General features: G+C 65.7%; 25 protein-coding genes and 1 tRNA gene. 8 read left to right on the forward strand and 18 right to left on the reverse strand.

Features of this window, described 5'->3' with window-relative positions; translation table 11 throughout:
- Window positions 1–74 precede the first annotated feature (74 nt).
- The 4 genes from atpB to RW112_RS01770 form a co-directional block, all read right to left on the reverse strand.
- Window positions 75–875, reverse strand: coding sequence for a F0F1 ATP synthase subunit A (atpB, locus tag RW112_RS01755; RefSeq protein ID WP_028270094.1), 801 nt, complete (start codon window positions 873–875; stop codon window positions 75–77).
- A 91-nt stretch (window positions 876–966) separates the two neighbouring features.
- Complete coding sequence (locus tag RW112_RS01760; RefSeq protein WP_317780809.1) at window positions 967–1,266, reverse strand: hypothetical protein; 300 nt, start codon at window positions 1,264–1,266, stop codon at window positions 967–969.
- 16 nt (window positions 1,267–1,282) lie between these two features.
- Complete coding sequence (locus tag RW112_RS01765) at window positions 1,283–1,774, reverse strand: hypothetical protein (protein ID WP_317780145.1); 492 nt, start codon at window positions 1,772–1,774, stop codon at window positions 1,283–1,285.
- Between the two features lie 107 nt (window positions 1,775–1,881).
- Window positions 1,882–3,042 (reverse strand): MraY family glycosyltransferase, encoded by a 1,161-nt coding sequence (locus RW112_RS01770; protein WP_317780146.1) that lies wholly within the window; start codon window positions 3,040–3,042, stop codon window positions 1,882–1,884.
- A gap of 296 nt (window positions 3,043–3,338) precedes the next feature.
- Here RW112_RS01770 and RW112_RS01775 point away from each other — a divergent pair, with 296 nt between their 5' ends.
- Window positions 3,339–4,235 (forward strand): glycosyltransferase, encoded by an 897-nt coding sequence (locus RW112_RS01775; RefSeq protein WP_317780147.1) that lies wholly within the window; start codon window positions 3,339–3,341, stop codon window positions 4,233–4,235.
- Window positions 4,236–4,266: 31 nt separating this feature from the next.
- Here RW112_RS01775 and RW112_RS01780 read toward each other — a convergent pair whose 3' ends face one another.
- The 10 genes from RW112_RS01780 to argS all read right to left on the reverse strand — a co-directional run bounded on the left by RW112_RS01780 (window position 4,267) and on the right by argS (window position 16,924).
- Window positions 4,267–5,025 (reverse strand): WecB/TagA/CpsF family glycosyltransferase, encoded by a 759-nt coding sequence (locus tag RW112_RS01780; RefSeq protein ID WP_317780148.1) that lies wholly within the window; start codon window positions 5,023–5,025, stop codon window positions 4,267–4,269.
- On the reverse strand, window positions 5,022–5,705 hold the full coding sequence (locus RW112_RS01785) for an L-threonylcarbamoyladenylate synthase (protein ID WP_317780149.1): 684 nt from the start codon (window positions 5,703–5,705) through the stop codon (window positions 5,022–5,024). The genes RW112_RS01780 and RW112_RS01785 overlap by 4 nt, the downstream gene beginning before the upstream one ends.
- An 18-nt stretch (window positions 5,706–5,723) precedes the next feature.
- The gene (gene prmC / locus RW112_RS01790; protein WP_317780150.1) at window positions 5,724–6,611 is read right to left on the reverse strand and encodes a peptide chain release factor N(5)-glutamine methyltransferase; all 888 of its coding nucleotides are present in this window, start codon (window positions 6,609–6,611) and stop codon (window positions 5,724–5,726) included.
- A gap of 18 nt (window positions 6,612–6,629) precedes the next feature.
- Window positions 6,630–7,703 (reverse strand): peptide chain release factor 1, encoded by a 1,074-nt coding sequence (gene prfA, locus RW112_RS01795; protein WP_317780151.1) that lies wholly within the window; start codon window positions 7,701–7,703, stop codon window positions 6,630–6,632.
- Between the two features lie 105 nt (window positions 7,704–7,808).
- Window positions 7,809–9,974, reverse strand: coding sequence for a transcription termination factor Rho (rho, locus tag RW112_RS01800; RefSeq protein WP_317780152.1), 2,166 nt, complete (start codon window positions 9,972–9,974; stop codon window positions 7,809–7,811).
- A 364-nt stretch (window positions 9,975–10,338) separates the two neighbouring features.
- On the reverse strand, window positions 10,339–11,325 hold the full coding sequence (gene thrB / locus RW112_RS01805; protein ID WP_317780153.1) for a homoserine kinase: 987 nt from the start codon (window positions 11,323–11,325) through the stop codon (window positions 10,339–10,341).
- 2 nt (window positions 11,326–11,327) lie between these two features.
- Window positions 11,328–12,434 (reverse strand): threonine synthase, encoded by a 1,107-nt coding sequence (gene thrC, locus RW112_RS01810; RefSeq protein ID WP_317780154.1) that lies wholly within the window; start codon window positions 12,432–12,434, stop codon window positions 11,328–11,330.
- Complete coding sequence (locus RW112_RS01815; protein WP_317780155.1) at window positions 12,435–13,751, reverse strand: homoserine dehydrogenase; 1,317 nt, start codon at window positions 13,749–13,751, stop codon at window positions 12,435–12,437.
- Window positions 13,752–15,254 carry a diaminopimelate decarboxylase gene (lysA, locus tag RW112_RS01820; protein WP_317780156.1) on the reverse strand — a complete coding sequence of 501 codons (1,503 nt, stop codon included), beginning with the start codon at window positions 15,252–15,254 and terminating at the stop codon, window positions 13,752–13,754.
- Between the two features lie 5 nt (window positions 15,255–15,259).
- The gene (gene argS / locus RW112_RS01825) at window positions 15,260–16,924 is read right to left on the reverse strand and encodes an arginine--tRNA ligase (protein WP_317780157.1); all 1,665 of its coding nucleotides are present in this window, start codon (window positions 16,922–16,924) and stop codon (window positions 15,260–15,262) included.
- Window positions 16,925–17,121: 197 nt separating this feature from the next.
- Between argS and RW112_RS01830 the strand changes: the two genes are divergently transcribed.
- The 6 genes from RW112_RS01830 (at window position 17,122) to RW112_RS01855 (ending at window position 21,753) form a co-directional block, all read left to right on the forward strand.
- Window positions 17,122–17,601, forward strand: a complete 480-nt coding sequence (locus RW112_RS01830) for an FMN-binding protein (RefSeq protein WP_317780158.1) — start codon at window positions 17,122–17,124, stop codon at window positions 17,599–17,601.
- A 71-nt stretch (window positions 17,602–17,672) separates the two neighbouring features.
- On the forward strand, window positions 17,673–18,545 hold the full coding sequence (locus RW112_RS01835) for an FAD:protein FMN transferase (protein WP_317780159.1): 873 nt from the start codon (window positions 17,673–17,675) through the stop codon (window positions 18,543–18,545).
- A gap of 5 nt (window positions 18,546–18,550) precedes the next feature.
- Window positions 18,551–20,062, forward strand: a complete 1,512-nt coding sequence (locus RW112_RS01840) for an oxidoreductase (RefSeq protein ID WP_317780810.1) — start codon at window positions 18,551–18,553, stop codon at window positions 20,060–20,062.
- An 86-nt stretch (window positions 20,063–20,148) separates the two neighbouring features.
- A tRNA-Arg gene (locus RW112_RS01845) sits at window positions 20,149–20,221 on the forward strand.
- A gap of 113 nt (window positions 20,222–20,334) precedes the next feature.
- Entirely contained in the window at window positions 20,335–21,378 is a 1,044-nt protein-coding gene (locus RW112_RS01850) for a M4 family metallopeptidase (RefSeq protein WP_317780160.1), read from the forward strand.
- Window positions 21,379–21,441: 63 nt separating this feature from the next.
- On the forward strand, window positions 21,442–21,753 hold the full coding sequence (locus RW112_RS01855) for a protealysin inhibitor emfourin (RefSeq protein ID WP_317780162.1): 312 nt from the start codon (window positions 21,442–21,444) through the stop codon (window positions 21,751–21,753).
- Between the two features lie 23 nt (window positions 21,754–21,776).
- Here RW112_RS01855 and RW112_RS01860 read toward each other — a convergent pair whose 3' ends face one another.
- Window positions 21,777–22,745, reverse strand: a complete 969-nt coding sequence (locus RW112_RS01860) for a GlxA family transcriptional regulator (RefSeq protein WP_317780163.1) — start codon at window positions 22,743–22,745, stop codon at window positions 21,777–21,779.
- 81 nt (window positions 22,746–22,826) lie between these two features.
- Between RW112_RS01860 and RW112_RS01865 the strand changes: the two genes are divergently transcribed.
- Entirely contained in the window at window positions 22,827–22,994 is a 168-nt protein-coding gene (locus RW112_RS01865; RefSeq protein ID WP_317780164.1) for a hypothetical protein, read from the forward strand.
- A 56-nt stretch (window positions 22,995–23,050) separates the two neighbouring features.
- Here the strand turns inward: RW112_RS01865 and catC are convergent, their stop codons facing one another.
- The 3 genes from catC to RW112_RS01880 all read right to left on the reverse strand — a co-directional run bounded on the left by catC (window position 23,051) and on the right by RW112_RS01880 (window position 25,433).
- Window positions 23,051–23,335 carry a muconolactone Delta-isomerase gene (gene catC, locus RW112_RS01870; protein WP_317780165.1) on the reverse strand — a complete coding sequence of 95 codons (285 nt, stop codon included), beginning with the start codon at window positions 23,333–23,335 and terminating at the stop codon, window positions 23,051–23,053.
- A 57-nt stretch (window positions 23,336–23,392) separates the two neighbouring features.
- Complete coding sequence (catA, locus tag RW112_RS01875; RefSeq protein WP_317780811.1) at window positions 23,393–24,256, reverse strand: catechol 1,2-dioxygenase; 864 nt, start codon at window positions 24,254–24,256, stop codon at window positions 23,393–23,395.
- Between the two features lie 67 nt (window positions 24,257–24,323).
- Window positions 24,324–25,433, reverse strand: a complete 1,110-nt coding sequence (locus RW112_RS01880) for a mandelate racemase/muconate lactonizing enzyme family protein (RefSeq protein WP_317780166.1) — start codon at window positions 25,431–25,433, stop codon at window positions 24,324–24,326.
- Window positions 25,434–25,625 lie beyond the last annotated feature (192 nt).

Genomic DNA, 25,625 nt, shown 5'->3' on the forward strand with positions numbered 1-25,625 from the left:
TCCTTTCAAGATGCCACCCGTGTGGCAGGTTGTTTGGGTTGCTTCATCCCCGCGAAGGGGAAGTTTGTGGGTGCCTAGTGGCTGTCCGCGTGCAGTGCGCCTTCAATGTAGATGGCAGTCAGCAGCGTGAAAACGTAAGCCTGCAGCGCCATGATCAGCGCTTCCAGCATGTACATGGCGATGGCGCCGACGAGCACCAGTACAGAGGTGCCCTTGAGGAGGATGTTCTCCTGCATGACCAGGTACTCGATGCCGGATCCGGCAATCATCACGATCAGGTGTCCGGCCAGCATGGTGGCGAACAGACGGAGGCTGTGTGTGACCGGGCGGACCAGGAAGTTGGAGATGATCTCGATCGGAATAACGATCGGAAGGATGTAGACCGGCACGCCCGAGGGAACGGTGGCCAGCTTGAAGTACTTGAGGCCGTTCTTCTTGACGCCGATGCCGATCCAGGTCAGGTAGACAATGGCTGCGAGCACATAGGCGCCGCCGACGTGCGAGAAGCTCGGAAGCTGGATGAGCGGGATGGCGCCGTAGATGTTGTTCACCAGGATGAAGAAGAAGAGGCTGAACAACAGCGGGACGTACTTGATGAAGTCCTTGCCGCCAATGATGTCCTTGGCGATGCTGTTGCGGACGAAGCCGTAAGCGGCTTCACCTGCAAACTGCAGTTTGCCGGGAACAAGCTGCTGCTTCCGCGCAGCTAGCAGAAAGAATGTAGCGATAATGACGACCGACAGGATTACCAGCAGCATCTGCTTGGAGAATCCGTCTGCCGCACCCCACGGCAGGATTGCCGGCAGGTGCATTTCTTCAATTCCAGGAGGGTTGAACTCTCCTGAATCTTGGGCCGGGAGCGCAAGCGCGATCAACGCGTTTCCTCTCTGCAGTGTCCATCATTGGGCGTTGGTGAGGGTCCGGCGATCTTCATGTCCGCCCTTCCCCTTGTGAAATTGTTAGGCATTACTGTTCCTCGTCCTTGGACGGGCCGCTGGCTGCAGTGTCTTCACCAGTTGACGTTCTGTTACTGGTGAGGCCGTGCATATGAGAAAGATAGAACCCTCCCGCAGCTCCAAGCAGAGCGCCTGCGAGCACAATCCAGCGGGTTCCCCACAGATAATCCAGACCCCACCCTATCAAACTCCAGACGATGATTCCGCCAATTATGTAGCTGAAGACGGCGATGCCGGCGTTGTATCCGCCGTCCCCGCCGTCGGAAGATACACCCGCGGAACCGGAGGTGGATTTGGGGATTTCCCGCATGTTTTTTCGCTTCGAATTACGGCTGCTCATCATTGCCGTCTTTCACGGGTTTGGGTTCGTCATAAATATGGAGGCGGGCTTTGCTGAACCCGTAGATCTCCGCTGCCTGCCAAAACACGACGGCGGTAACGGCGCCGATCAGGAACCAGCGGCCGTGGAGCCAGGCAGGTGCGCCGAGCACAAAGAGCACCACGGCAAATCCCACGACTTTGACGAAGTAGGTGACTACGAAGACGCCAATGGCACCCGAGGGATTGTTCCGGCCTACAAAATGGCCGACCAGGAGGCTGATCCCGAAGAAAGCCATCACCAGGACGCCGCCAAAAGTGCTGGACAGCACTCCCCCGCCGCCGTTGAGTATGGCGGCAGGTATCGCGGCGAGCGCAAGTCCGGCCAGGGCCGCACCTGCGCTGAGCTTCAAAAGACCCAGCCACAGTGACTTTGTGGGGCCGGAGACACCAACTGGTCCGTTACCGGAACTGTGTCCGGGATCGGCGTTGGAGGTCATCAGATCCCAATCGTCGTGTGCTGCGGGCTGGCAAGGGAGGGCGCGGCGAATAGCTGCACTGGAATTCTACATGAGATAGAAATTATTCGGAAAAGGGTGTCCACGGGTCACTCCTGACCCGCTGCTTCGGCCTCGGCTTCGGCTTCCGCTTCGGAGCGCGGGCCGGCCCCGGGCGCCTTGTCGCGAAGGTATGGCCATGCGGTGACCACGGCCATGATGGCGGCGGCCAGTACGTCCGCAGCCAGCACCATCTGCCACGGGAAAACTGCGAAGGCGAGTCCCCCGAAGGCCAGGACGCAGGTCCAGGCGTACATCAGGAGGACGGAGGCCCGGTGGGAGTAACCGATGTCCATGAGTTTGTGGTGCAGGTGTCCACGGTCCGCAGACCACGGCGAGCGGCCCAGCGCTGTGCGCCTGACGACGGCGAGGCAAAGGTCCAGCAGCGGCAGGAACAGCACCGCGAAGGGCAGCAGGATAGGGATGATCGTGGGAATACCGTTGGCGCGGTCGTAGAGGCCGGAGGTGATCTGGCCGGTTGAGACGATGCCCGCGGAGGCAAGGAGCAGGCCGATCAGCATCGCGCCGGAATCGCCCATGAAGATCTTCGAGGGAAACCAGTTATGCGGCAGGAATCCCACGCAGCTGCCCACCACGACCGCGGTCAGGAGCGTCGCGAGGTCCGACTTGTCCAGCACGTCTGAGTTCCGGTGCACCCAGTACGCCGTCAGGAAGAACGCTGCCCCGCCGATGATGGCTACACCGGCGGCAAGGCCGTCCAGCCCGTCGATGAAGTTGAAGGCGTTCATGGTGGTCACGATCAGCCCCGCTGTGAGGACAATGCTGACGATCTCGTTCTCGAGAATGACCGGTTCGGGCACGAACGGAACGATGGCCATCCTGACACCCCAGATGGCCACCACCATGGCTGCGGCGCTCTGGCCGATCAGCTTCACCCACCACCGCAGGTCCAGCAGGTCGTCGGCGAGGCCCACTATGACGATCAGCGTGGCACCGGCGAGCACTCCCCAGGGGGAGGCGTTGCCGCGGAAGATGTCCTTGACGAAGAATGACTGGCTGGCAACACACAGTGCCACGAGGAACCCTGCATAAATACCCAGGCCACCCAGCCTGGAGACCTTGTGGGAATGGGTATCGCGGCTGCGGATCGGCGAGAAAAGCTCCAGCCTGTTCCCGATCAGCCGTGCGCCCCACGTGGCGGCGAAAGAGACGCCCGCTGCCGTCAGCATCATCAGCAGATACATGATCATCGGGAAACCACCGTCCCCGCGCCGTCAGCGGAACCAATCCCCGGCATCGTGTATCCCTGCGGCCCGGTCAGTGCCGGGAGGCAGGGATAGCCAGGGCGGGATTGCTGTGGAACTGACTTTCGATAAATGAAACTTCTCCGTCGCCGTGCGCGCGGCAGGCAGTGCGTAGTGCCTGACAGGGCTGTATTACAGTGGACTCTAGTCAAGATACTAATGCCAACGGCTGGCTGGCTTCGCGTCACACGGCCCATAGCCGGCGGGAAATCCACCGGCGGCCGTGTCGAAAGGAACCAGCAATGTCCCCCTCGGTTGCAGTTGCCGCCGTGACGTTTGACCGTCCCCGTGAGCTCGCCGTTCTGCTGGATGCCATCAACCGGCAGACCTCTCCGGTCAGCTCCATTTGCCTGGTAGACAGCGGCACCGCGCCCGCCAAAGAGGTGGCGGACCGGCACTCCAACGTGGACTACGTCCGGTCAGAAGCGAACCTCGGCGGAGCCGGCGGCTTCTCCCTGGCCATCCTCAAGGCGGTGGCCAGCGGCGCTGACTGGATCTGGATGATGGACGACGACGCCGAACCCGGCGACCCGGAGTGCCTCGCCACGCTGCTCCGCGAGGCCGAGGCACGCGGCATGGATGCCGTGGTCCCCCTCGTTGCCGCGCCGGGCCACCCGGACCGGCTGTCCTTTTTCTTCCGCCTCGACGGCAAGGTCACCCACGACCGCGCCGAAGTGGAGAAGCTGGGGTTCCTGCCGGACGACGGCCACTTCTTCAACGGGGCGCTGATCCGTTCGGACGTCTTCTTCAAGGTGGGCCTGCCGGACATGCGGCTGTTCATCCGCGGCGACGAGGTGGATTTCACCATCAGGCTGCGCAAGGCGGGTATCCGCTTCGGCACGGTGACCACCACCGCCATCACGCATCCCCACGCCTTCGCCGAGACCCAGCACGTGTTCGGTGCGCGGTGGCACGTGATTGTGCCTGAAACGGCGTTCAAGCGCTATTACTACTACCGGAACCGCGGGTACCTGATCCGCCGCCACTTCCGGGTGAAGTCCTTCGTCGCCGACGTGGGCGGTTACCTGGGCTACTTCCTGCGCCGCGGCGACTTCCGGGGCCTGGCTGATTGGTTCCGGGCGTTTTCCACCGGGCTCCGCGGCAAGGGCTTCGCTCCCCTGAAGGACCAGAAGTTCTAGCCGACGGATGTGTCAGCCGGGCGGGCGGATCCTAGCGCTCTGAGCTGAGGCGGCGCCGGACCAAGAGTGCCAGGAGCACCCACGGCTCGCCGAAGACGCGGTAGGCAACCCTGCGCGGATGCAGCATCAGCCGCCAGGCCCATTCCAGTCCCAGCCGGCCCAGCCACCGGGGAGCGAGCTTCTGGATTCCGGCAATCTGTTCGATCGCACCGCCCACCGCGCAATACACGGCCGGCGGGAGTTCGCCAAGCCTGCGGCGGAGAACCATCTCCTGGAGCGGCATGCCCAGTCCGAGGAGCACCAGCTGGGGACGCAGTTCGCGGAGCCAGGCGACGGCCTCGCGCTCGAGGGTGTCGTTCCAGCCTTCGCCGGGCATCCCGGCCACCGTGGCATTCGGCATGATCAGGGCGAGGCGGGCCACAGCCTTGGCATTGGCTTCCGCTCCCGCGCCGATCACGGCAATTCGCTCCAGTCCTTCGACATGGCCGAGGGCAGGGATCCAGTCCGTGGAGCCCAGGCGGTAGTCCATGACGGGCCCGTCCGCATCGCCCGACCTTCCCCAGAGCCAAAGGACCGGTGCGCCGTCGAGCAGCACTACATCGCTGTTGTCGTAGAGGGCCTGGAATTCCGGATCCGAGTGGAAGAGGGTCACGCTGTGCAGGTTGTGGCCCACCACGGTGCGGGTTCCGCCTTCGGCGACAAAACGGTTGAGGGTGGCCGTCATCCCGGAAACAGTCAGGGGCGTCGCGTCGACGCCGAGGACAGGGACGTGCTGCCGTGTGAGGATCATTCGGCGGCCGCATTGCCGTCGATGTCCAGGAGCTCAGGAACAACCTCGCGGAGCCGTTCCAGGGTGATGGCACCCTGACGGACCACACGGAGGGGCAGGGCGGTGGCGTCAACGATGGTGGACGGAAGGGCAACAGAATCCGCGTCACCTTCCGGGCGCAGTCCCCCTTCGAGGTAGACCTCGACGGATTCGGCGAGCTGGTCCATGGCCTCGGCAGCGGTGCGGGCCGCCGGCCGGCCGGTGCGGTTCGCGGAGGACACCGCCAGCGGTCCGGTCAGCGTCAACAGGTCCTGGGCGACGTCGTCGGCCGGCATCCGCAGCGCGACGGTGCCCCTGGTCTCGCCGAGGTCCCAGTCCAGCGACGGCTGCGCGTGGAAAATCATGGTGAGGCCGCCCGGCCAGAACGCCTCGGCCAGCTTGCGTGCCTCCGCCGGGACGTCCGTTGCCAGCCCGTCCAGCGCATTGAGCCGGGGAATGAGGACGGGCGGCGGCATCTTGCGGCTGCGGCCCTTGGACGCGAGCAGCATGGTCACAGCCTGCGGGGAGAATGCGTCGGCGCCGATTCCATACACCGTATCGGTGGGGAACACCACGCATTTGTGTTGGCGGATGGCCCGCTGGGCGTTCTCCAGCCCTTCGGCCCGCTGGTCGGCTGCCGTGCAGTCGTAGGTTGTGGTCACTGGCCTATTCTTTCATCACTAGTGGTCCGTCGGTTCTTTGAGGACTGCGCTGGTGGCGCGCTCCCTGCCGTTGAGGTCCAGGTGCGTGGTCACGCCGGACCAGCGGCCGGTTTTCTTCAGCATCGCGGCAATCCACGCGGCCTGCACTTCGGCGTGTTCCATCACGAAGTAGCCGCCGGGAACCAGCAGCCGGGCGGCAGACGCCGCCGCCGCCGTCGGAAGTTCCATTCCGTCCGCTCCCCCGCCGTATAGCGCTTCGGGCGGATCGTGCAGGGCCACCTCGGGTTCGTTGGGAATTGCTTCTGCGGGGATGTAGGGCGGGTTGGAGACGACGACGTCGAACGTTCCGTTGTGTTCCGGCAGGGCGTCCCGCAAGTCCCCGCGGAGCAGTCTCACGCCCAGGGGCGCCAGGTTCCGCGCCGCCCAGGCGTGGGCAAACTCGCTGAACTCGACGGCGTACACTTCCGCGCCGGGAACCTCCAGGGCAATGGACCCTGCTATGGCACCGGAACCGGTGCCCAGGTCCACCACCTTCGGATGCCCGCTGCCGTTTTGCCTGCCGCGGGCCTTGAGCCAGTCGATGACCAGCTGCACCACGGACTCGGTCTCCGGCCGCGGAATGAAGACCCCCGGACCTACGGCAAGCTGCAGGTATCGGAAATGGGCCACGCCGGTGATGTGCTGCAGGGGCACCCGCCGGGCACGCTCGGCAACCAGCTCGGCGTAGCCGTCCGGCGCAGGGGCATCCCCCAGCAGCATGGCCCGCAGCCTTCCCAGACCGACGCCCAGAAGGTGGTCCGCCAGCAGCTCCGCATCCACGCGCGGACTGGGAACGCCGGCGTCGGCCAGGAGTGCCGTGGCTTTGCGGACGGCCTCAGCCAGGCTCAGTCCTGTTCCAAGTGTCATCAAGCGACCAGCCGGGGACTATTCGCCGATGGCGTCCAGGCGGGCCTGTTCGTCCATCTCGATGGCCGACTGGATCACGGGCTCCAGGTCGCCGTTCATGACCTGGTCCAGGTTGTAGGCCTTGTAGCCCGTGCGGTGGTCCGCGATGCGGTTTTCCGGGTAGTTGTACGTGCGGATGCGCTCGGAGCGGTCCATCGTGCGGATCTGCGACTTGCGCTGGGCCGAGTTTTCAGCGTCGATCTGCTCCTGCTGGTGCGCGAGGATGCGTGCCCGGAGCACGCGCATGCCGGCCTCGCGGTTCTGCAGCTGGGACTTTTCGTTTTGCATGGCCACCACGATTCCGGTGGGGAGGTGGGTAATACGGACGGCGGAGTCGGTGGTATTGACGGACTGGCCGCCAGGACCCGAGGAGCGGTAGACGTCGATCTTGAGGTCGTTCTGGTTGATCTCGAGTTCTTCGGGTTCGTCCACCTCGGGAAGCACCAGCACGCCGGCGGCCGAGGTGTGGATGCGGCCCTGGGACTCCGTCACGGGGACGCGCTGCACGCGGTGCACTCCGCCTTCGAACTTCAGCCGCGCGTAAACGCCTTCGGCCGGATCGTTGGAGTTGCCCTTGACGGCCATCTGGACGTCCTTGTAGCCGCCGAGGTCCGATTCGGTGGCTGAAATGAGTTCGGTCTTCCAGCCGCGCGACTCGGCGTACCGGCTGTACATGCGCAGCAGGTCCGCGGCAAACAGTGCAGCTTCGTCGCCGCCTTCGCCGCCCTTGACCTCAAGGATCACGTTGCGGGCATCGTCCGGGTCCCGCGGAATGAGCAGCCGGCGCAACTTGGCGGACGCAGCCTCCAGCGAAGCCTCCAACTCGGGCACCTCGGCAGCAAACTCGGGGTCCTCGTCCGCCATTTCCTTGGCAGCCGCCAGGTCATCGCGAAGGCCCTCCCACTTGTGGTAGGCCTCCACAATCCCGTTCAACTGGGCAGAACGCCGCCCCAGCTTCCGGGCGAGCTTCTGGTCAGCATAAACAGCAGGATCCCCCAGCTGCGCCTGGATAGCATCGTGCTCATCCAACAGGCCCTGTACGGACTCAAACATTTCAAACCTCTTTCGACTTTTACAAGTCTAGTTTCAGGAGACTTAACGACGAACCGCCCAAAGTGTGCCGGCCACAGGCCGGCACACTTTGAGCGGTGAACGTAGCTATTTGTCGTTATCCGACTTCGCACCAAGCGTCGTCTTCTGGACCTGCATGAGGAACTCGACGTTGCTCTGCGTCTCCCGGATCTTGTTGGTCAGCAGCTCAAGGCTCTGCTGCGTTTCGAGCCCGGAGAGGACGCGGCGCAGCTTCCACATGATCTTGACTTCCTCGGGGGAAAGCAGGTTCTCTTCGCGGCGCGTGCCGGACGCATTGACGTCCACTGCCGGGAAGATGCGCTTGTCCGCGAGCTGGCGGGACAGGCGCAGTTCCATGTTGCCGGTGCCCTTGAACTCTTCGAAGATGACTTCGTCCATCTTGGAGCCGGTCTCGACGAGCGCGGTGGCCAGGATGGTGAGCGAGCCGCCGTTTTCGATGTTGCGGGCTGCACCGAAGAAGCGCTTCGGCGGGTACAGCGCCGCGGAGTCGACGCCACCGGACAGGATGCGGCCCGAGGCCGGTGCTGCCAGGTTGTATGCACGGCCCAGGCGGGTCATGGAGTCGAGGAGCACCACGACGTCCATGCCCATTTCCACGAGGCGCTTGGCGCGTTCGATGGAGAGTTCGGCCACGGTGGTGTGGTCGTCGGCGGGACGGTCGAAGGTGGAGGCAATGACCTCACCCTTGACGGTGCGCTGCATGTCCGTGACTTCTTCAGGACGTTCGTCAACCAGCACCATCATGAGGTGGACCTCAGGATTGTTGGTGGTGATGGCGTTGGCGATGGACTGCAGGATGAGCGTCTTGCCGGCCTTCGGCGGGGAGACGATCAGGCCTCGCTGGCCCTTGCCGATCGGGGCAACCAGGTCGATGACGCGGGGGCCGATCTTCTTGGGGTCCGTCTCGAGGCGCAGGCGCTCGGAGGGGTACAGCGGGACGAGCTTCGCAAATTCGACGCGGTCCTTGAGTTCCTCGGGGGTCTTGCCGTTGACCGAGGTGACGCGGACCAGGGCGTTGAACTTCTGGCGGGCGGACTGCTGGCTGCGGTCTTCGCCTTCACGCGGTGCACGGATGGCGCCGACTACGGCGTCGCCCTTGCGCAGGTTGTACTTCTTGACCTGGGCGAGGGAAACGTAGACGTCATTCGGGCCCGGGAGGTAGCCCGAGGTGCGGATGAACGCGTAGTTCTCCAGGACGTCAAGGATGCCGGCAACCGGCAGCAGGACGTCGTCCTCGGTGACTTCGACGTCGTCGACGTCCGGTCCCTGTGCGCGTCCACGACGGCGGTCGTTCCGGTCGCGGAAGCGGTCGTTGCGCGAGTTGTCGCGCGTGTCCTGGCCGCCGGAGCGGTCGTTACGGTCATTGCGGTCCCGGCGGTTGCGGCGGTTGCGGCGGCTTCCGCCGTCTGCATCATCGCTGTCGCGGGTGTCGCGGGTGTCTCCGCCGTCGCGGCCGCCACGGGTGCGGGTCGACTGGCGTTCGTTGCGCTGGCCGGCGTCGGCCGCTTCGCCGCCCTGGTCCGTGCCGCGCTGTTCGCCACCACGCTGTTCAGCACCGCGCTGTTCAGCGCCGCGCTGTTCTGCGCCGCGCTGTTCAGCGCTGCGCTGTTCTGCAGGTGCCTCGGCCGGGGCCTCGCCCTGCGCGGCCGGAGCCGTTGCCTGGGCTGCCGCTTCGCCGCGGCGGCGGTTACGGGTTCGGGGCTGGCGGCGCTCTGCAGCTTCGGGTGCAGCACCTTCGGATACAACAGCCTGGCCGGCTTCGGGAGCCGGCTGGGCTGCGGGAGCCTCAACGGGGGCAGTTTCCGGGGCGGGAGCCTCGGTGGCGGGAGCGGTGACAACGCCGTCGCTGACTGCGCGGCGGCTGCGACCGCGACGGGCACGGGTGCCTTCCTGTGCAGGAGCCTCGGCGGAGACCGGTGCTTCCGCCGCCGGCCCTGCCGCAGGCGCACCTGCAGCGGGAACGGATGCCCGTGCCGAGATGTTCTCGCCGGCCTTCTCGGCACCCTTGGCCGGAGCCTTGGTGGCCGAAGTGCCCGCACGATGGGCGGAGATGGCAGTCACCAGATCGCCCTTACGCATGCGGGATCCGCCGGAGATACCCAGCTGGCTGGCGAGGGCCTGCAGCTGGGCGAGCTTAAGGCCTGCAAGGCCGCTGCTCTTGGCGGGTGCTGCCGACGACTCGGCAGCAGAAGATATGTCCACAGCTGGAGACAGCTCAGTGGTTTCGGTCACGAAGGATCCTTCCCCCTCGACGGCGTCCAGACTGGGAGCTGGACGCGATGATTTGATCTGGGCTGCAGTTCAGATCTGCAGCCGGATTTCGGCCTTGCCGGATGGAATTCGGCCAGCAGGGCCGGATACTGATACGCCTCGAACATTCCAACAAGAGACCGGAATGGCGGACTGACGGTTCAGGGGTGCAGAGCGATTCTGCAAATTCCTGCGACAGACCAAGCAGGCGGCACCGGAGACTGTTGCGCAGTTGAAGTCAAAGCAGCAAACGAACAGACAGGCACCATGGCCAACATCGGGTTCTTTTGATTGCGGTTCAGGTTCTTTTGACGAACTGCCTGCTTTTGACTAACTGCCTGCGGGATTACCGCCGGTGCACTCCCACTTTAGCACCTTCAACGTCCACCGCGAGCTTCATCACGCGCCATCCCACCTCCGGCGTGTTGGCCCGGGTATAGGCCTCGATGAAGTTCACCACGGAGGCGGCCTGCTCTTCCCCGTTGGCGAGCACCAGGACGGTGGGGCCGGCCCCGGAAACAACGGCCGCGTGTCCGGCGTAGCGCAGTGCACGGATCAGGTCCGCGCTCGGGCGCATGGCCTCTGCGCGGTAGCTCTGGTGCAGGTAGTCTTCCGTCCCGGCCAGGAGGAATTCCGGCTTGCTGGTGAGTGCGTGGATCAGCAGTGCCGCGCGGCCCGAGTTCATGGCGGCCGCATGGTGTCCCACCGACGCCGGCAGGAGCGCACGGGCGGCCTCGGTGGACAGCTCGTAGTCAGGTACGGCGACGACGGGAATGACGGAACCAGCCACCGTGGCGCACGTGCTGCTGTACTGGTCACTGTCCTGCCATGAGAGCGCCAGCCCGCCGAATATGGCCGGTGCGACGTTGTCCGGGTGGCCCTCCATTTCGCTGGTGAGCTGCAGGATCCAGTCCTTGCCCCGCCGGGAGGACTCCGGAACGAGCGCATTGGCCGCGGTGACCGCAGCCACCACGGCTGACGCCGATGAACCGAGGCCGCGGCCGTGGGGGTTGACGTTGTCCGCCGTGATCCTGAGGCCCTCGTGCCGGAAGCCCAGCCGGTGCAGGGCCTCGGTGATGGCCTTGACCACCAGGTGGCTGGCATCGCGCGGAAGCGTCTCCGCGCCTTCGCCGCTGAGTTCGAACTCCAGTTCCCCACTGCCCAGGGTTTCCACGGTCAGGGTGTCGTGGAGCGAGAGGGCCAGTCCCAGGCTGTCATAGCCCGGGCCGAGGTTGGCGCTGGTAGCGGGCACGCGGACGGTAACCAACTGCCCGGCCGCGACCGCCGGTGCGCCTTCGGCCGACTCGGCCGGGACGGTGAGGGTGGTTTCCAAGGCTATTTTTCTTCCAGTCCCAGCTCGGCGGCCACAGTGACAACATCGTTGGACACCTTGACGGGCTGGACATCGCTGCCGTCCTCGGTGCGCAGCGCCCACTGCGGATCCTTGAGGCCGTGGCCGGTGACAGTGATGACGATGATCTTGCCGGCCGGAACCTCACCTGCAGCGTGCTTCTTGATGAGTCCGGCAACGCCTGCGGCCGAACCAGGCTCGACGAAGACGCCTTCCTTGGCGGACAGCCAGCGGTGCGCTGCCAGGATTTCGTCGTCGGTCACGGAGTCGATGAAACCGCCGGACTCGTCACGGGCGGCGATGGCACCGTCCCAGGACGCCGGGTTCCCGATCCGGATCGCCGTGGCAATGGTGTCCGGCTCGGTGATGGGATGGCCCGCCACGAACGGTGCGGCGCCGGCGGCCTGGAAGCCCCACATCTGCGGGGTCCTGGTGGACACGGCGGGGAGGGTCCCTGCGGTATCGGATTCGAAAGGCGCGGAATATTCCTTGTAGCCCTTCCAGTACGCGGTGATATTGCCGGCGTTGCCCACGGGGAGGACGTGGATGTCCGGAGCGTCACCGAGGGCATCCACCACCTCGAAGGCTCCGGTCTTCTGGCCCTGGATCCGGGCCGGGTTGACGGAGTTCACCAGGAACACCGGGTAGGACTCCCCCAGCTTGCGGGCGATATCCAGGCAGTTGTCGAAGTTCCCGTCCACCTGCAGGAGGGTGGCGCCGTGGGCAATCGCCTGGCTGAGCTTGCCCATGGAGATCTTGCCCTCAGGGACAAGCACGGCGCATTTGAGGCCCGCTGCCGTAGCATAGGCGGCCGCGGAGGCGGAGGTGTTGCCGGTGGAGGCGCACACCACGGCCTCGGCCCCGGAGGCCACTGCGGCGGTCATGGCCATGGTCATGCCGCGGTCCTTGAACGAGCCCGTGGGGTTCATGCCTTCCACCTTGAGGTACACGGTGGAGCCGGTCAGCTCGGAGAGCTTCTGCGCGTGGACAAGCGGCGTCCCGCCCTCACCGAGGGTAATGACCTTGGTGCTTTCCGTTACGGGCAAACGATCAGCGTATTCGCGGATGACACCGCGCCATTGGTGAGCCACTTAGACTCCTTCTACCCGCAGTACGGATGTAACGGAATTGATGACGTCGAGGCCCTTCACGGCCTGGACGGTTGCTGCCAGTGCAGCTTCGGTTGCGCGGTGGGTGACGATCCGCAGTTCAGCCGATTCCACATTGGAGTCGGCATCGCGGTGGATGGTCTGGCGCATGATCTCGATGGAGACGCCGTGCTCCGCGAACAGTTGGGCGATTCTTGCCAGCACGCCCGGCTGGTCGGCGACGTCCAGCCCGATGTAGTAGCTCGTGTTGACAGCATCGATGGGCAGCGCCGGGACCTGGCCGATGGTGGTCTCGGTCTGGGCAGGTCCGCCCAGGACAATCCGGCGGGCGGCGGAGACAAGGTCGCCCAGGACGGCCGACGCCGTCGGTGTGCCGCCTGCGCCCTGTCCGTAGAACATCAGCTCGCCGGCGTTCTCGGCTTCGATGAAGACGGCGTTGAAGGCGCCGTGGACGGCGGCCAGCGGGTGTTCGCGCGGCAGCAACGTGGGATGCACGCGGACGGAGACGCCCTCGCTTCCGTCTGCGGCGGTCAGTTTCTCAGCAATGGCCAGCAGCTTGATGACGAATCCTGCATCCTTGGCCGCTGCGATGTCCGCCGCGCTGACTCCGGTGATGCCTTCGCAGTGGACGTTCTCGAGGTCGAAGCGGGTGTGGAAAGAGAGCGAGGCCAGAATGGCTGCCTTGGCGGCGGCGTCGAGGCCTCCGACGTCGGCGGTGGGATCGGCCTCGGCGTAGCCAAGGCGCTGCGCCTCCGCCAGGGCGTCCTCGAACTGCGCGCCCGTGGTGTCCATCTGGTCAAGGATGAAGTTGGTGGTGCCGTTCACGATGCCCAGTACGCGGGTGATGTGGTCGCCGGAGAGGCTGTCGCGGATGGGGCGCAGGATGGGGATGGCGCCGGCCACGGCCGCTTCGTAGGACAGCTGGACGCCGGCCTTGTCTGCCGCTTCATAGAGCGTGGGGCCGTCCTGGGCCAGGAGGGCCTTGTTCCCGGTGACCACGCACGCACCGTTCTCGATGGCGGAGAGGATCAGGGTGCGGGCAGGTTCAATGCCGCCCATGAGTTCAATGACGAGGTCGGCGTCCTTGACGAGGGTGTCCGCGTCAGTAGTGAACAGTTCGCGTGGCAGCTCAACATCGCGCGGAGCATCGATGGTGCGCACGGCGATGCCGGCAAGCTCCAGGCGGGCTCCGGTGCGGGCGGCCAGCGCGTCGGCGTCATCAATCAGAATCCGCGCCACCTGGGCCCCAACGTTGCCACAGCCCAGCAGGGCTACCTTCAGGGTTCGCAATTCAGTCATTCAGACTCCCATGTCGCGGTTCAGCAGATCTTGTTCGGTTTCCCCGCGGACAATCAGCCGGGCTGATCCGTCGCGCACAGCGACAACGCCCGGCCGGGCCAGATAGTTGTAGTTGCTGGAGAGGGCCCAGCAGTAGGCGCCGGTCCCCGGTACAGCGAGCAGATCACCGGCTGCCACGTCCTCGGGCAGATATACATCTCTAACAACTATGTCGCCGCTCTCGCAATGTTTGCCCACTACGCGGGACAGCTGCGGCGCAGCGTCGGAGGTCCGCGACGCCACAACCGCCGAATAATCCGCGTCATAGAGCACCGGGCGGGCGTTGTCGCTCATGCCGCCGTCCACCGACACATAGCGGCGCGGGTACGTAACGTTTTCAGCGGCTGATTCGCCGGCTTCACCGGTTTCCCCGCCAGCTGCCGCGGGCGCGTCAACGCGGACGGTCTTGAGCGTTCCCACTTCGTAAAGCGTGAAGGTTGTGCTCCCCACGATGGCGCGTCCCGGCTCGATCGAGATCCGGGGAGACTTGATGCCCAGTTCGGCGCACGTGGAACGCACGACGGCGGCCATCGCCTGCGCGATTTCGGCCGGAGGGCGCGGGGTGTCCACAGGCGTGTAGGCGATGCCGTATCCGCCGCCGAGGTCCAGTTCGGGCAGGACGATGGAGTACTTCTCCTGCATTGCCGCGAGGAAGTGCAGCAGTTTCACGGCCGCCAGCGCGAAGCCGTCGGGTTCGAAGATCTGCGATCCGATATGGCAGTGCAGGCCCAGGAGCTCGATGCCGTGATAGCTCGTGGCGGCGGCCACGGCCTCCTCCGCAGCAGACAGGCCGGCCTGATCCGTTGAATCCCCGGCCATCGACAGGCCGAACTTCTGGTCCTCATGGGCCGTCGCAATGAACTCGTGCGTGTGCGCATGCACTCCGGGGGTGAGCCGCAGCATCACCCTGGCCGTTTCACCGCGGGCCGAGGCGATCTTGGCGACGCGCTCCAGCTCCGCGAGGCTGTCCACCACGATCCTGCCCAGCTGCATGTCCAGGGCGCGGTGGATTTCGGCGTCGGATTTGTTGTTGCCGTGCAGGGCGACGTCGGCGCCCGGAATCCCTGCCCGGTCTGCGACGGCGAGTTCCCCGCCGGACGCAGTGTCGAGCCGCAGCCCTTCTTCCTCCACCCACCGGACGACAGCGGTGCACAGGAACGACTTCCCGGCGTAGTACACGTCCACTCCCCCGCAGATGTCGGCGAAGGCGTCGTTGAAGGCGTCGCTGAAGGCACGGGCCCGTGCCCGGAAGTCGTTCTCGCTCATGACGAACAAAGGCGTGCCGAACTGCCGCTTGAGCTCACTGACAGGAATGCCGTCGATGGCGAGTTCACCGGCGTTGTTCCGGGCAACACCGGCGGCCCACATGGGCTCGTGGAGCGCATTCAGGTCTGCCGGAACGGCAAGCCATCCCGGAGCCAGCGGGGATGCGTTGTTCAAGGGATTCCCGGTCTGTCCTGACATGGGGGTCACATCCGTTCCGGCGCCGAAACGCCAAGCAGGTCCAGTCCGTTGGCCAGCACCTGGCTGGTGGCGTCGTTGAGCCAGAGCCGCGTGCGGTTGACGTCGGTGACGGGCTCGTCGCCCTGCGGCGCCATGCGGCAGGCGTCGTACCAGCGGTGGTAGGCACCGGCGATGAGTTCCAGGTGGCGGGCCACCCGGTGCGGCTCACGCAACTCGGCGGCCTTGGCCACGATGGAGGGGTAGCTGCCAAGGTAGGACAGCAGTTCGTTCTCGGTGGCGTGGTCCAGGAGGGATGCGTCGAAGACGTCCTTCCCGTCTACAGTGCGGTCGACGCCGGCCGCCACGGCGTTGCGGGCAGCGCCGCGGGAGCGGGCATGCGCGTACTGGACGTAGAACACCGGGTTCTCGTTGCTGTGCTTCTTCAGCAGCTCGGGGTCCAGGGTGAGCGGTGAGTCGGCCGGGAAGCGTGCCAGCGAGTAGCGGACGGCGTCCTTGCCCAGCCACGAGATGAGGTCTTTGAGCTCGATGATGTTGCCCGCGCGCTTGGACAGCTTGGCGCCGTTCACGGACACCAGCTGGCCGATCAGCACCTCGATGTTGGTCTCGGGGTCGTCGCCGGCGGCAGCGGAGATCGCCTTCAGCCGGTTGATGTAGCCGTGGTGGTCGGCGCCCAGCAGGTAGATCTTCTGGTCGTAGCCACGGTCCTTCTTGGAGAGGTAGTACGCGGCGTCCGCGGCGAAGTACGTCGGTTCGCCGTTCGCGCGGATCATCACGCGGTCCTTGTCGTCCCCGAAGTCCGTGGTGCGCAGCCAGACGGCGCCGCCGTCGTCGAACACGTGGCCCTGCTCTCGAAGGCGCGCAACGGCACTTTCGATGGCGCCGGCGTCGTGCAGTTCCTGCTCCGAGAAGTAGACGTCGAACGCAACGCCGAAGTCTGCGAGGGTGTCCTTGATGTCCTTCAGCTGCGCCTTGTACGCCGCGCCGCAGATCACCGGCAGCGCCGCGACGTCGGTCAGCTCCCGGATGTCCGGGTGTTCGGTCAGGACGTGGCGGCCCAGGTCGGAAATGTACTCGCCGGGGTAGCCGCCCTCCGGCACGCCGCGGCCGTGCAGGCGGGACAGCACGGAGTGGGCGAAGACGTTCATCTGGGATCCGGCGTCGTTGATGTAGTACTCGGCGGTGACCTTGGCACCGGAGGCACGGAGGACCCGGGCGATGGAGTCACCAAGTGCGGCCCACCGTGTGTGGCCGATGTGCAGCGGCCCGGTGGGGTTGGCGGAGACGAACTCCATGTTGACCACGTGGCCTGCGAGCGCCGAGTTGGTGCCGTACTCCCTGCCCGCTTCGACGATGGCCTTGGCGAGGGCGCCCGCGGCAGCGGCGTCGACCGTGATGTTCAGGAAGCCGGGGCCTGCGATGTCCACGGCCGAAACGCCGTCGATGCCCTTGAGCCGCGCGCTGAGGATGGTGGCGAATTCCCGGGGGTTGACGCCGGCCTGCTTGGACAGCTGGAGGGCGATGTTCGTGGCCCAGTCGCCGTGGTCCCGGTTCTTGGGCCGCTCCACGCGTACCTCGTCCGGCACGGCTGATGCGGAAAGACCGATTTCACCGGCGGCGACAGCGTCTTTCAGGCAGGCGGATATGGCGAGGGAGAGTTCTTCGGGAGTCACGCATCTAGCCTACCGGTGGCCCGCTAAGCCACGGAATCGAGGAAGGACAGTGACGCCGGGAAAGCACACGTAACCCGGGAACACCACAGAATTGGACGGGTTTGGTCACAGGTTGAACCATTACGCTGATTCCAGCGTTGTCCTTCCTGTATCCGCCCGCACGCGTACAAACGCCAACTACACGAAACGAGTCCAGCATGAGCTTCCCGGTACGCAAGAGCGTCTTCGTTGGCATCGCCGGCATCTCCCTGGTCGGAACCGTCGCCGGCTGCGCGCCGTCCGCCCAGTCCAGCCCTGCCCAGTCCACTACGGCCCAGTCAACGACGGGTTCAGGCAGCAGCGCTCCGGCGGACGGCACGGCCGGCTCGTCGTCGGCCGTGCCGGGCTACCAGGACGGCACCTACAGTGCCGATGGAAACTATGTTTCGCCCAACGGCACGGAAACGGTAGGCGTTGAGCTGACCCTGTCCGGCGGAACCGTGTCCGACGTGAACATCACCCAGCACCCGTCCAACCCCAACACCAGGAAGTTCCAGGGCGAGTTCGCCGGCGGGATTGCGGCGCAGATTGTGGGCAAGAAGCTGGACGAACTGTCCGTGTCCAAGGTCGCAGGGTCCTCGCTCACCAGCGGCGGCTTCAACCAGGCCGTGGAAAAGATCAAGTCAGAGGCCCGGTAAGCCCGTTCGCCCCGTCAGGGTCACCCCGTCAAAGTCGCCCCGTCAAAGTCACCGCGTCAGAGGGAGATCACGTGCCGCACCCGGGCTGGGCAGCGTTCAGTTTCGACGGAATCGGAACCAGCTGGGAAGTTTCAACGCCCGGCCCCCTGGAGGGCGGGCAGCGCCGCCGGCTGCTGGCGGTGGTAGAGGAGTACGACGCCGCGTGGTCACGCTTCAGGACTGACTCGACCGTGGCGCGGGCGGCCAGGCAGCCGGGCCGCTTCGTCATGCCGGGCGGTGCCGGCGCGCTGGGCCGCCTGTACCGAAGCCTGTACCGGCTGACGGACGGCGCCATGACTCCGCTGGTGGGCGGCAGCCTGGAACAGCTGGGCTACGACCCGGCCTATTCGCTCCGGCCGCGCGGCATCCCGCTGCCGGCCCCGCGGTGGGACGACGTGCTGGACTGGCAGGACACCGTGTTGACCACTACTGCCCCCGTGGTGCTGGACGTCGGAGCAGCCGGCAAGGGGCAACTGGCAGACCTGCTCGCAGCGGAACTCCGCGCGCAGGGCGCCGGCGAGCACTTCATCGACGCCAGCGGCGACCTCCTCAACTCCGGCCCCGCGCCCGTGATTGTGGCCCTGGAACATCCCTACGATCCCGGCCGGGCCATCGGCACCATCAGCCTGGGCACGGGCGCACTGTGCGCGTCCGCTGCCAACCGCCGGGCATGGGGCGACGGGCTCCACCATGTCCTGGACGGCACCACGGGGAAACCGGTCAGCACGGTGGTTGCCACATGGGCGCTGGCGGAGAATGCCATGACAGCCGATGCCCTCGCCACGGCGCTGTTCTTCGTACCCGGCAAGGCACTTCAGCAGGATTTTGAGTTTTCCTGGCTTACGGTCTTCTCGGACGGAAGTGCCGCCTACTCAGCAGGTTTCGAAGGAGTGCTGTTCGAATGAGTTCCATGATTCAGCGGATGGACACGACCTTGAACCGCTTCACTATGTACCGCCTGGTGTTGTGGGTGCTTGCGGCACTGGCCGCGTACAGCCTGTTGCTCAACGTCCTGGGCTGGCTGACGTTCGGCATCCCCGAAATGCTCACCCACCTGGCGCTCTGCCTGGGACTCACGTATGCATCGAACCGCGGGCTGGCTGCCCTGTTCCGCGTCAGGCCGCATTCGGAATCTTCCCTGATCACCGGCCTGCTGTTGTACTTCCTGTTTTGGCCCAGTTTCAAAGCACTGGACGTGGCCGGGGTCGCGCTCGCCTGCGTACTGGCATCGGCCTCTAAGTACGCCTTGGCCTGGCGTGGACGGCACATCTTCAACCCCGCAGCCGCAGGTGCCTTCGTGGCGGGCCTGACCGGGCTGAACATCGCCACGTGGTGGGCGGCCACTCCCCCGATGCTCTTCCTCATCGTGCCCGGCATCCTGCTGGTGCTGTACCGCACCCGCAAGCTGTTGATGGGCGCCGTGTTCACGGCGGTCTCCGTGTCCATAGTGGCCACCGAACTCCTCCGGGCCGGAATGTCCGCAGGCCAGGCGCTGTGGCAGCCGCTCGCGCAGCGTCCTGTGCTGTTCTTCGTGGGATTCATGCTGACCGAACCGCTGACCCTGCCGCCCCGGCGCTGGCAGCAGCTGGCGCTCGCCGCCGTCGTCGGCGTGGTGTTTGCCGTGCCCTACAACCTGGGTTTCGTGGCGAACTCGCCCGAACTGGCGCTGCTCGCGGGGAACCTGCTCGCCTTCCTGGCCGGGCAGCGCGGCGGCGTCCGCCTGAACTTCCAGGAATCGCGGCCCCTGACGCCGACGACGACGGAATTCCGGTTCCGGCCCGAACGCGCGGTCCGGTTCGCGCCGGGACAGTACATGGAACTGCATCTTCCTCATGCCAGGTCGGACGGCAAGGGCCGGCGCCGGGTCTTCAGCCTGACCAGCGCCCCGGGCGCACGGGACGTGACCATCGGAGTGGGGACAGCCGAGCCCGTGTCCGCCGCCAAACGCGCCCTGCTCGCACTGCGGCCCGGGGACTCCGTGACGGCCACCGCGGTGGGCGGCGACTTCGTCCTGCCCCGCGGCCAGGCGGGGCCCGTCCTGCTGATTGCTGCGGGCATCGGCATCACCCCCTACCTCGCCCAGCTGGCCGCAGGTGCGGCAAAAACCCGCGACGTCGTCCTCCTTTACCTGGCGAAATCGGCGACGGAACTCGCTTACGCGGACGCACTGGAGCAGTCCGGTGCGCGGGTCATTGCCAGGCTCTCGGACGGCTCCGCGCCACCGTCGTTCATGGAAGACGCCGGCGCTGTTTCCCCGCCGCCGGAGCGGCTCGACGGCGCGGCGCTCAAGCAACTTGTTCCGGACATCGCCGCCCGGGACGTTTTCGTCTCCGGTTCGCCCGCCAGCGTCCGCGCCCTGCGGGCAGCCGCCCGCACTGCCGGTGCCCGGCGCATCCGCACCGACTCGTTTGCGGGATACTGACAGCTGTTTTGACCCGATTTTCCTTTGGAGGCCACCTTCCTGCTAAGCTCTAGGACGTCCCGCCGGCAACGGCAGGAACCCTGACTGCCCTCGTAGCTCAGGGGATAGAGCGTCTGCCTCCGGAGCAGAAGGTCGTAGGTTCGAATCCTATCGAGGGCACAGACAAACCCCGCCAGCCCTGCTGGCGGGGTTTCCTGCTTAAGGCGTGTCCCCTCGCAATGTCGGCGCCCCCTCGTAGGCTGATTCCATCGCCGACGAGTAAAGGGGACATCATGTACTGCTCCATCATCCCGCCCTACCTGCTGCGGCGCCTTGCGGCACAGCATGAACCCCGCATGTACGCGGTGGCCCGGGCGGCGAAGGAAGCCCTGCTCCATGTCAGATCCATCCAGGCGACCCGGGCGCTGCCGCTGCCGCACGTCCCCTCCGGACTCCGGCAGCTCAAGCCCGGTCCGCCGAACCGCACGGTGTATGACGCCAAGACCTCCGAGTCCCTGCCCGGGCAGGTGGTCCGCAAGGAGGGCGAACCCGTCACGGGCGATTCGTCCGCTGACGAGGCCTACGACGGCCTGGGCCACACCCACCGCCTGTACGCCGAGGCCTTCGGCCGGAACTCGATCGACGGCCAGGGACTCCCCCTTGATGCGACCGTGCACTTCGGCAAGCTCTATGACAACGCCTTCTGGGACGGACGCCAGATGGTGTTCGGCGACGGCGACGGCGAAATCTTCCAGCGCTTCACCCGGTCCCTCAGCGTCATCGGCCACGAACTGGCCCACGGCGTGACGCAGCACTCGGCCGGACTCGTCTACCGGAACCAGGCCGGAGCCATCAACGAATCCTTGTCGGACGTGTTCGGCGCGCTGGTGGAACAGTACGTTGCGCAGCAGCCGGCATCGGAGGCCAGCTGGCTGATCGGTGAAAACCTGTTCACCGACAAGGTGCAAGGCGCAGCCCTCAGGTCATTGAAGGCCCCCGGCACCGCCTACGACGACGACATGTTGGGGAAGGATCCCCAGCCGGACTCCATGGATTCCTATGTCAGGACCAGCGCGGACAACGGCGGGGTGCACATCAATTCCGGCATCCCCAACCGCGCGTTCTACCTGGTGGCGTCGGCACTCGGCGGCAACGCCTGGGAAACTCCGGGCCGGATCTGGTACGACACACTCACCGGCGGGTCCCTGCCTGCCAACGCCACGTTCACCAAGTTCGCCAAGGCCACGGCTGCATCGGCTTCGGAACTGTTCGGTGCCGGCTCTCCGGAGCATGACGCCATCCGGAAGGCGTGGGAAACTGTGAAGGTAAAGCTGTAACTGGATCGCCGCCGGAGCGGTCAGCCGGCGGCCAGGCAGTACCGGAAGCACAGGAACCAGGCCATGAAGATCACCGTCCAGCGCAACGGCGGGATTGCTGCGCTCAAACGGGTCTGGAGCGTCCAGGCCACCACGCCCACGGACATGAGCCGCTGGGAGCCGCTCGTAGAGGCCTGCCCCTGGGATGCCGTCCCGCGCTCCGCGGCAGGCGGGCAGCCGGACAGGTTCACGTATTCCATCAAGGCCGGCCAGCGCCGCGCCACCCTTCCGGAGCAGGCCGTCACCGGACCGTGGCGGGTCCTGGTCGACAACACCCGGGCAGCGGCCGAAGCCGCACGGAACGAAGCGGCACGGAACAGCGGGCGCCGGGACTAGACCACGGGTAGCGGGCGCCGGGGCTAGACCGCGGGTTCGAGGTGGCCGCGGAACGCGCGCCGGTAGGATTGCGGGCTCGTGGCCAGGACTTTGCCGAAATGGTGCCGGAGCAGCACGGAATGGCCGAACCCCGCTTCGCGGGCAATCTCGTCGATGTTGAGCTCCGTTGATTCCAGGAGTTCCTGCGCCCGCAGCACGCGCTGGGAGTTCAGCCAGGCGGCCGGGGTGGCCCCCGTTTCGGAACGGAAGCGGCGCGCGAACGTCCGCGGCGACATGTGCACCCGCGCCGCAAGCTCGTTGACGGTGTGCTCATGTTCCAGGTTCCGGACCATCCATTGCAGCAGTTCCTCCATGGGCTGTGAGCCGCAGGCCGGAATGGGCCGGTCGATGAACTGGGCCTGCCCGCCGTCGCGATGGGGCGGGACCACCATGTCCCGGGCAATGCTCGCGGCGACGTTAGCGCCGAGTTCCACCCTCACCAGGTGAAGGCAGGCATCGATACCGGCCGCGGTGCCGGCGCTGCTGATGATCCGGCCGTCCTGGACATACAGGACGTTCTCGTCCACGAGCGCCGCCGGGTACCGGCTGGCCAATTCCGGGGAGTAATGCCAGTGCGTGGTGCAGCGCCGGCCGTCGAGCAGGCCGGCACGCGCGAGGGCGAAGGCTCCCGAACAGATGGACATCACCCAGGCTCCGCGGGCATGGGCGTCGCGCAGGGCGTCCAGTACTTCCTCCGGGACATCCTGGTCATGGCCGTAGGGAGCCATGATCACAAGGTCCGCTTCCGCGGCCGCTTCCAGCCCCAGCTCGACGTGCAGGGACAGCCCGGTCTTGAGCCGGACATCACCCGGTTCGGGCGTGCAGACGCGGAAATCGAAAGCCGGCACACCTGTCCCCCGCTCCGACCTGTCGATGCCGAACACCTCGAATGCGGTTCCGAACTCGAAGATGGAGAAGCCGGGAACAACGATCACAGCCACTGATTTGAGCATGTATCCATTGTGGCGGAAATTATAGCTTTTTGGGCATTTCTGCCACTGTTTTGTTTTCCGGTGCGGGAGAAACATGGAGGCATGGAAACCATCGGAGTTGTACTCATCGTCCTGTTGCTCGTCATCCTGTCGGCCACGATCGCCGCGCTCCTCAAGGACGGACGGGGCCATACGCCTCCCGAACGTTCGGAGCGCGAATGGTCCGCGCTGGACCTGCCAAGCATCAGCTACACCTTGCGGAACTACTGAACAAACAGCCAAGGACCCGGCCCACGAATGAGCCGGGTCCTTTCGACAATGGCCCCCTAGCCGAGGGCTATGTCGGAGGGATGCGCAGCCAACGGCGTGATCTCCATCGTCATATACGGGAACAGCGGCAGCCCCCAAAGAATGTCATGCAGCCGCTCGTTGCCGGAGACGTCGAAGATACTGATGTTGGCGTATTCGCCCACGCAGCGCCAGATGCTCTGCCACTCACCCTTGCGCTGCAGTTCCTGCGAATACGCCTTTTCCATGGCGAGTAGCTCGGCCCTGGGCTGCGGGTCCATGTCCTGCGGGATGCTGACGTCCATACGCACTGCAAAAAGCACGGGTTCGCCTTTCTGGTTGGGGGCCCGGTTGTCGCCTGACAACCGGGCCGCTGGCGGTCAGGCGCGTTCGGCGTCCAACACAAAGTCGTAGGTGACCTCATTGCCGCCGGCGCCGGCACGCGCGGCCGGGCTCAGCACCAGCTCCGGCTTGACGGCCGAGGCGATGTCGTCGGAGAGGTGCTGGTCGCCTTCGAAATATAGCTGGGCGGTGAGCAGCTGGTAGCCGGGGGCGGACACCTTGAGGTGAAGGTGCGCCGGGCGCCAGGCGTGCCAGCCGGCGGCCGCAATGAGCTTGCCGCAGGCGCCGTCGGTGGGGATCTGGTACGGGGCGGGCTGCACGGTGTTCAGCGCAAAGTTGCCCGAGGCGTCGGCCACTACGGTGCCGCGAAGGTTCCACTCGGGCAGGCCCGGTGCGTACTGGGAGTAGAAGCCGTTGTCGTCCGCGTGCCAGATCTCCACATGGGCCCCGCCAAGGGGCGTGCCGTCGACTGCCCGCACCTGTCCCTGGAACAGCAGCGGCGTACCGCCCTCGTCCTCGCGCATCGGCAGGGTGGCCGGCGTCTGAAGCTCCGGCGAGCCCGGGACGTAGTACGGCCCCTCGATGGTTCCCTTGTTGCCTTCCCGGTCCTCCGTGGACACTTCTTCAACCACGTGTTCCACCCAGACGTCCAGGAACAGCGGCCATTCGCCGTCCTCGCCCACACTGATCAGCCAGGCCTTCAGCGCATTGAACTCGTCGTAGCTCACCTTGTGCTTGCGGATGGTTTCGTAGACAGCGCCCAGGACCTCGTTGGCCAGCAGGGACACGCGTTCCTTGGGAACCTCCAGTGCCGCCGTCTTGCCGCTGTCGCGGAAACGTTCCGTGGCAAGGCTGCCGGACTCGGCGGCCCTGGCGTCGAATTCGCTTAGCTCGGTTGTCATCATTGACTCACTTTCTTTCATCCGGCGCCGGCTTCGGTGCACGCGCCGTGGTGTGGGTTGGTTGGGTTCAGTTGCCGTCGTCGAGGCGGTATTTGGCCAGCTTCCCGGCGTCGATTTCGATGCCGATGCCCGGCGTTTGCCGGGCGAACAGCTTGCCGTCGACGATCTCCAGGGGCTCGGCCAGGAGGTCATCACTCATGTCCAGGAAGTTGGACAACTCGCCGGCGCGCTGCGTGGTGGACTTGTAGGCGGCCCCGAAGGTGACGGTGCAGAGCGTGCCGAGCTGGCCGTCGATCTGGTTGCCCATGACCACTTCCGCACCGAGGCCGTCGCACTGGAACAGCACCCGCTGGGAGTGGGAAAAGCCGGTGCGAGCGGTCTTGATGCTGACCGCGTTCGCGGCTCCGCCCAGCAGCGCACGGGTGACCTCGCCCGGCGTCGTCGCGCTTTCGTCCGCCACGAACGGAACGGTGCACTGTTCCACCAGCCATTTGCGTCCCAGCACGTCATCGGCGGGGCACAGCTCCTCAGCCAGGGTGAGATCGATGTCGGCCATGGCATTGAGGGCCCGCAGGGACTCCGACGGCGTCCAGCCCCGGTTGCCGTCGATGTACAGCTCGATGTCCGCGCCGAGTTCCTCACGCAGGGCCCGGCACACGTCGACGTCGAGCTTGAACGGCTTCCGGCCCACCTTGACCTTGAAGGTGGTGATCCCGTACGTGTCGCGCATACGCTCGGCCTCGGCCACCATCTTGGCGGGCTCGGCGAAACCGAGCATATGGCTGACCCGCATGCTGTCAGAAAATCCGCCGAGGAGGGCGGTGACGGGCTGGCCCAGGGTTTTTCCGATGACATCCCAGAGCGCCATGTCCAGTGCCGACTTGGCGGTCGGGTTGCCCACGGTCCGGTCCAGGATGGCGTGGATGGCTTCACGGTCCATGACGGACATCCCCGTTATCCGCGGCGCGAACAGCGTGCGGATTGCGGCAACGATGGATTCCTGCGTCTCCCCGTAGGTGAACGGCCGGGCCGGCGCCTCGGCCACTCCCACGATTCCGTCATCACTGGATACCCGGACCAGGACATGCAGCGCGGTATGCACCTCTCCGCTGGCGAAGCGCAGGGGCTTCGTATACGGGATGGCGAAGGGAATCGCCTCGATGGCAGTGATTTTCACGGGTGCCTTCCGGTCCGGGTGGTTGTTGCTTCAACAGCGTATGGCCGATTTCCCTCGTCAACAAATACTCAATTCCGCCGAATTCAGAGCTAGAAAGTCTCAATTAGGCCCTAGGCGAGCCTAGGCAAATACCTAGTGTGACGCGCACCACCCGCTGGCAGAGTGGGGGGCACTCACCATCGACCGACCGAT

It is taken from the genome of Arthrobacter sp. B10-11, assembly GCF_033142195.1.
Lineage (GTDB): Bacteria > Actinomycetota > Actinomycetes > Actinomycetales > Micrococcaceae > Arthrobacter > Arthrobacter oryzae_C.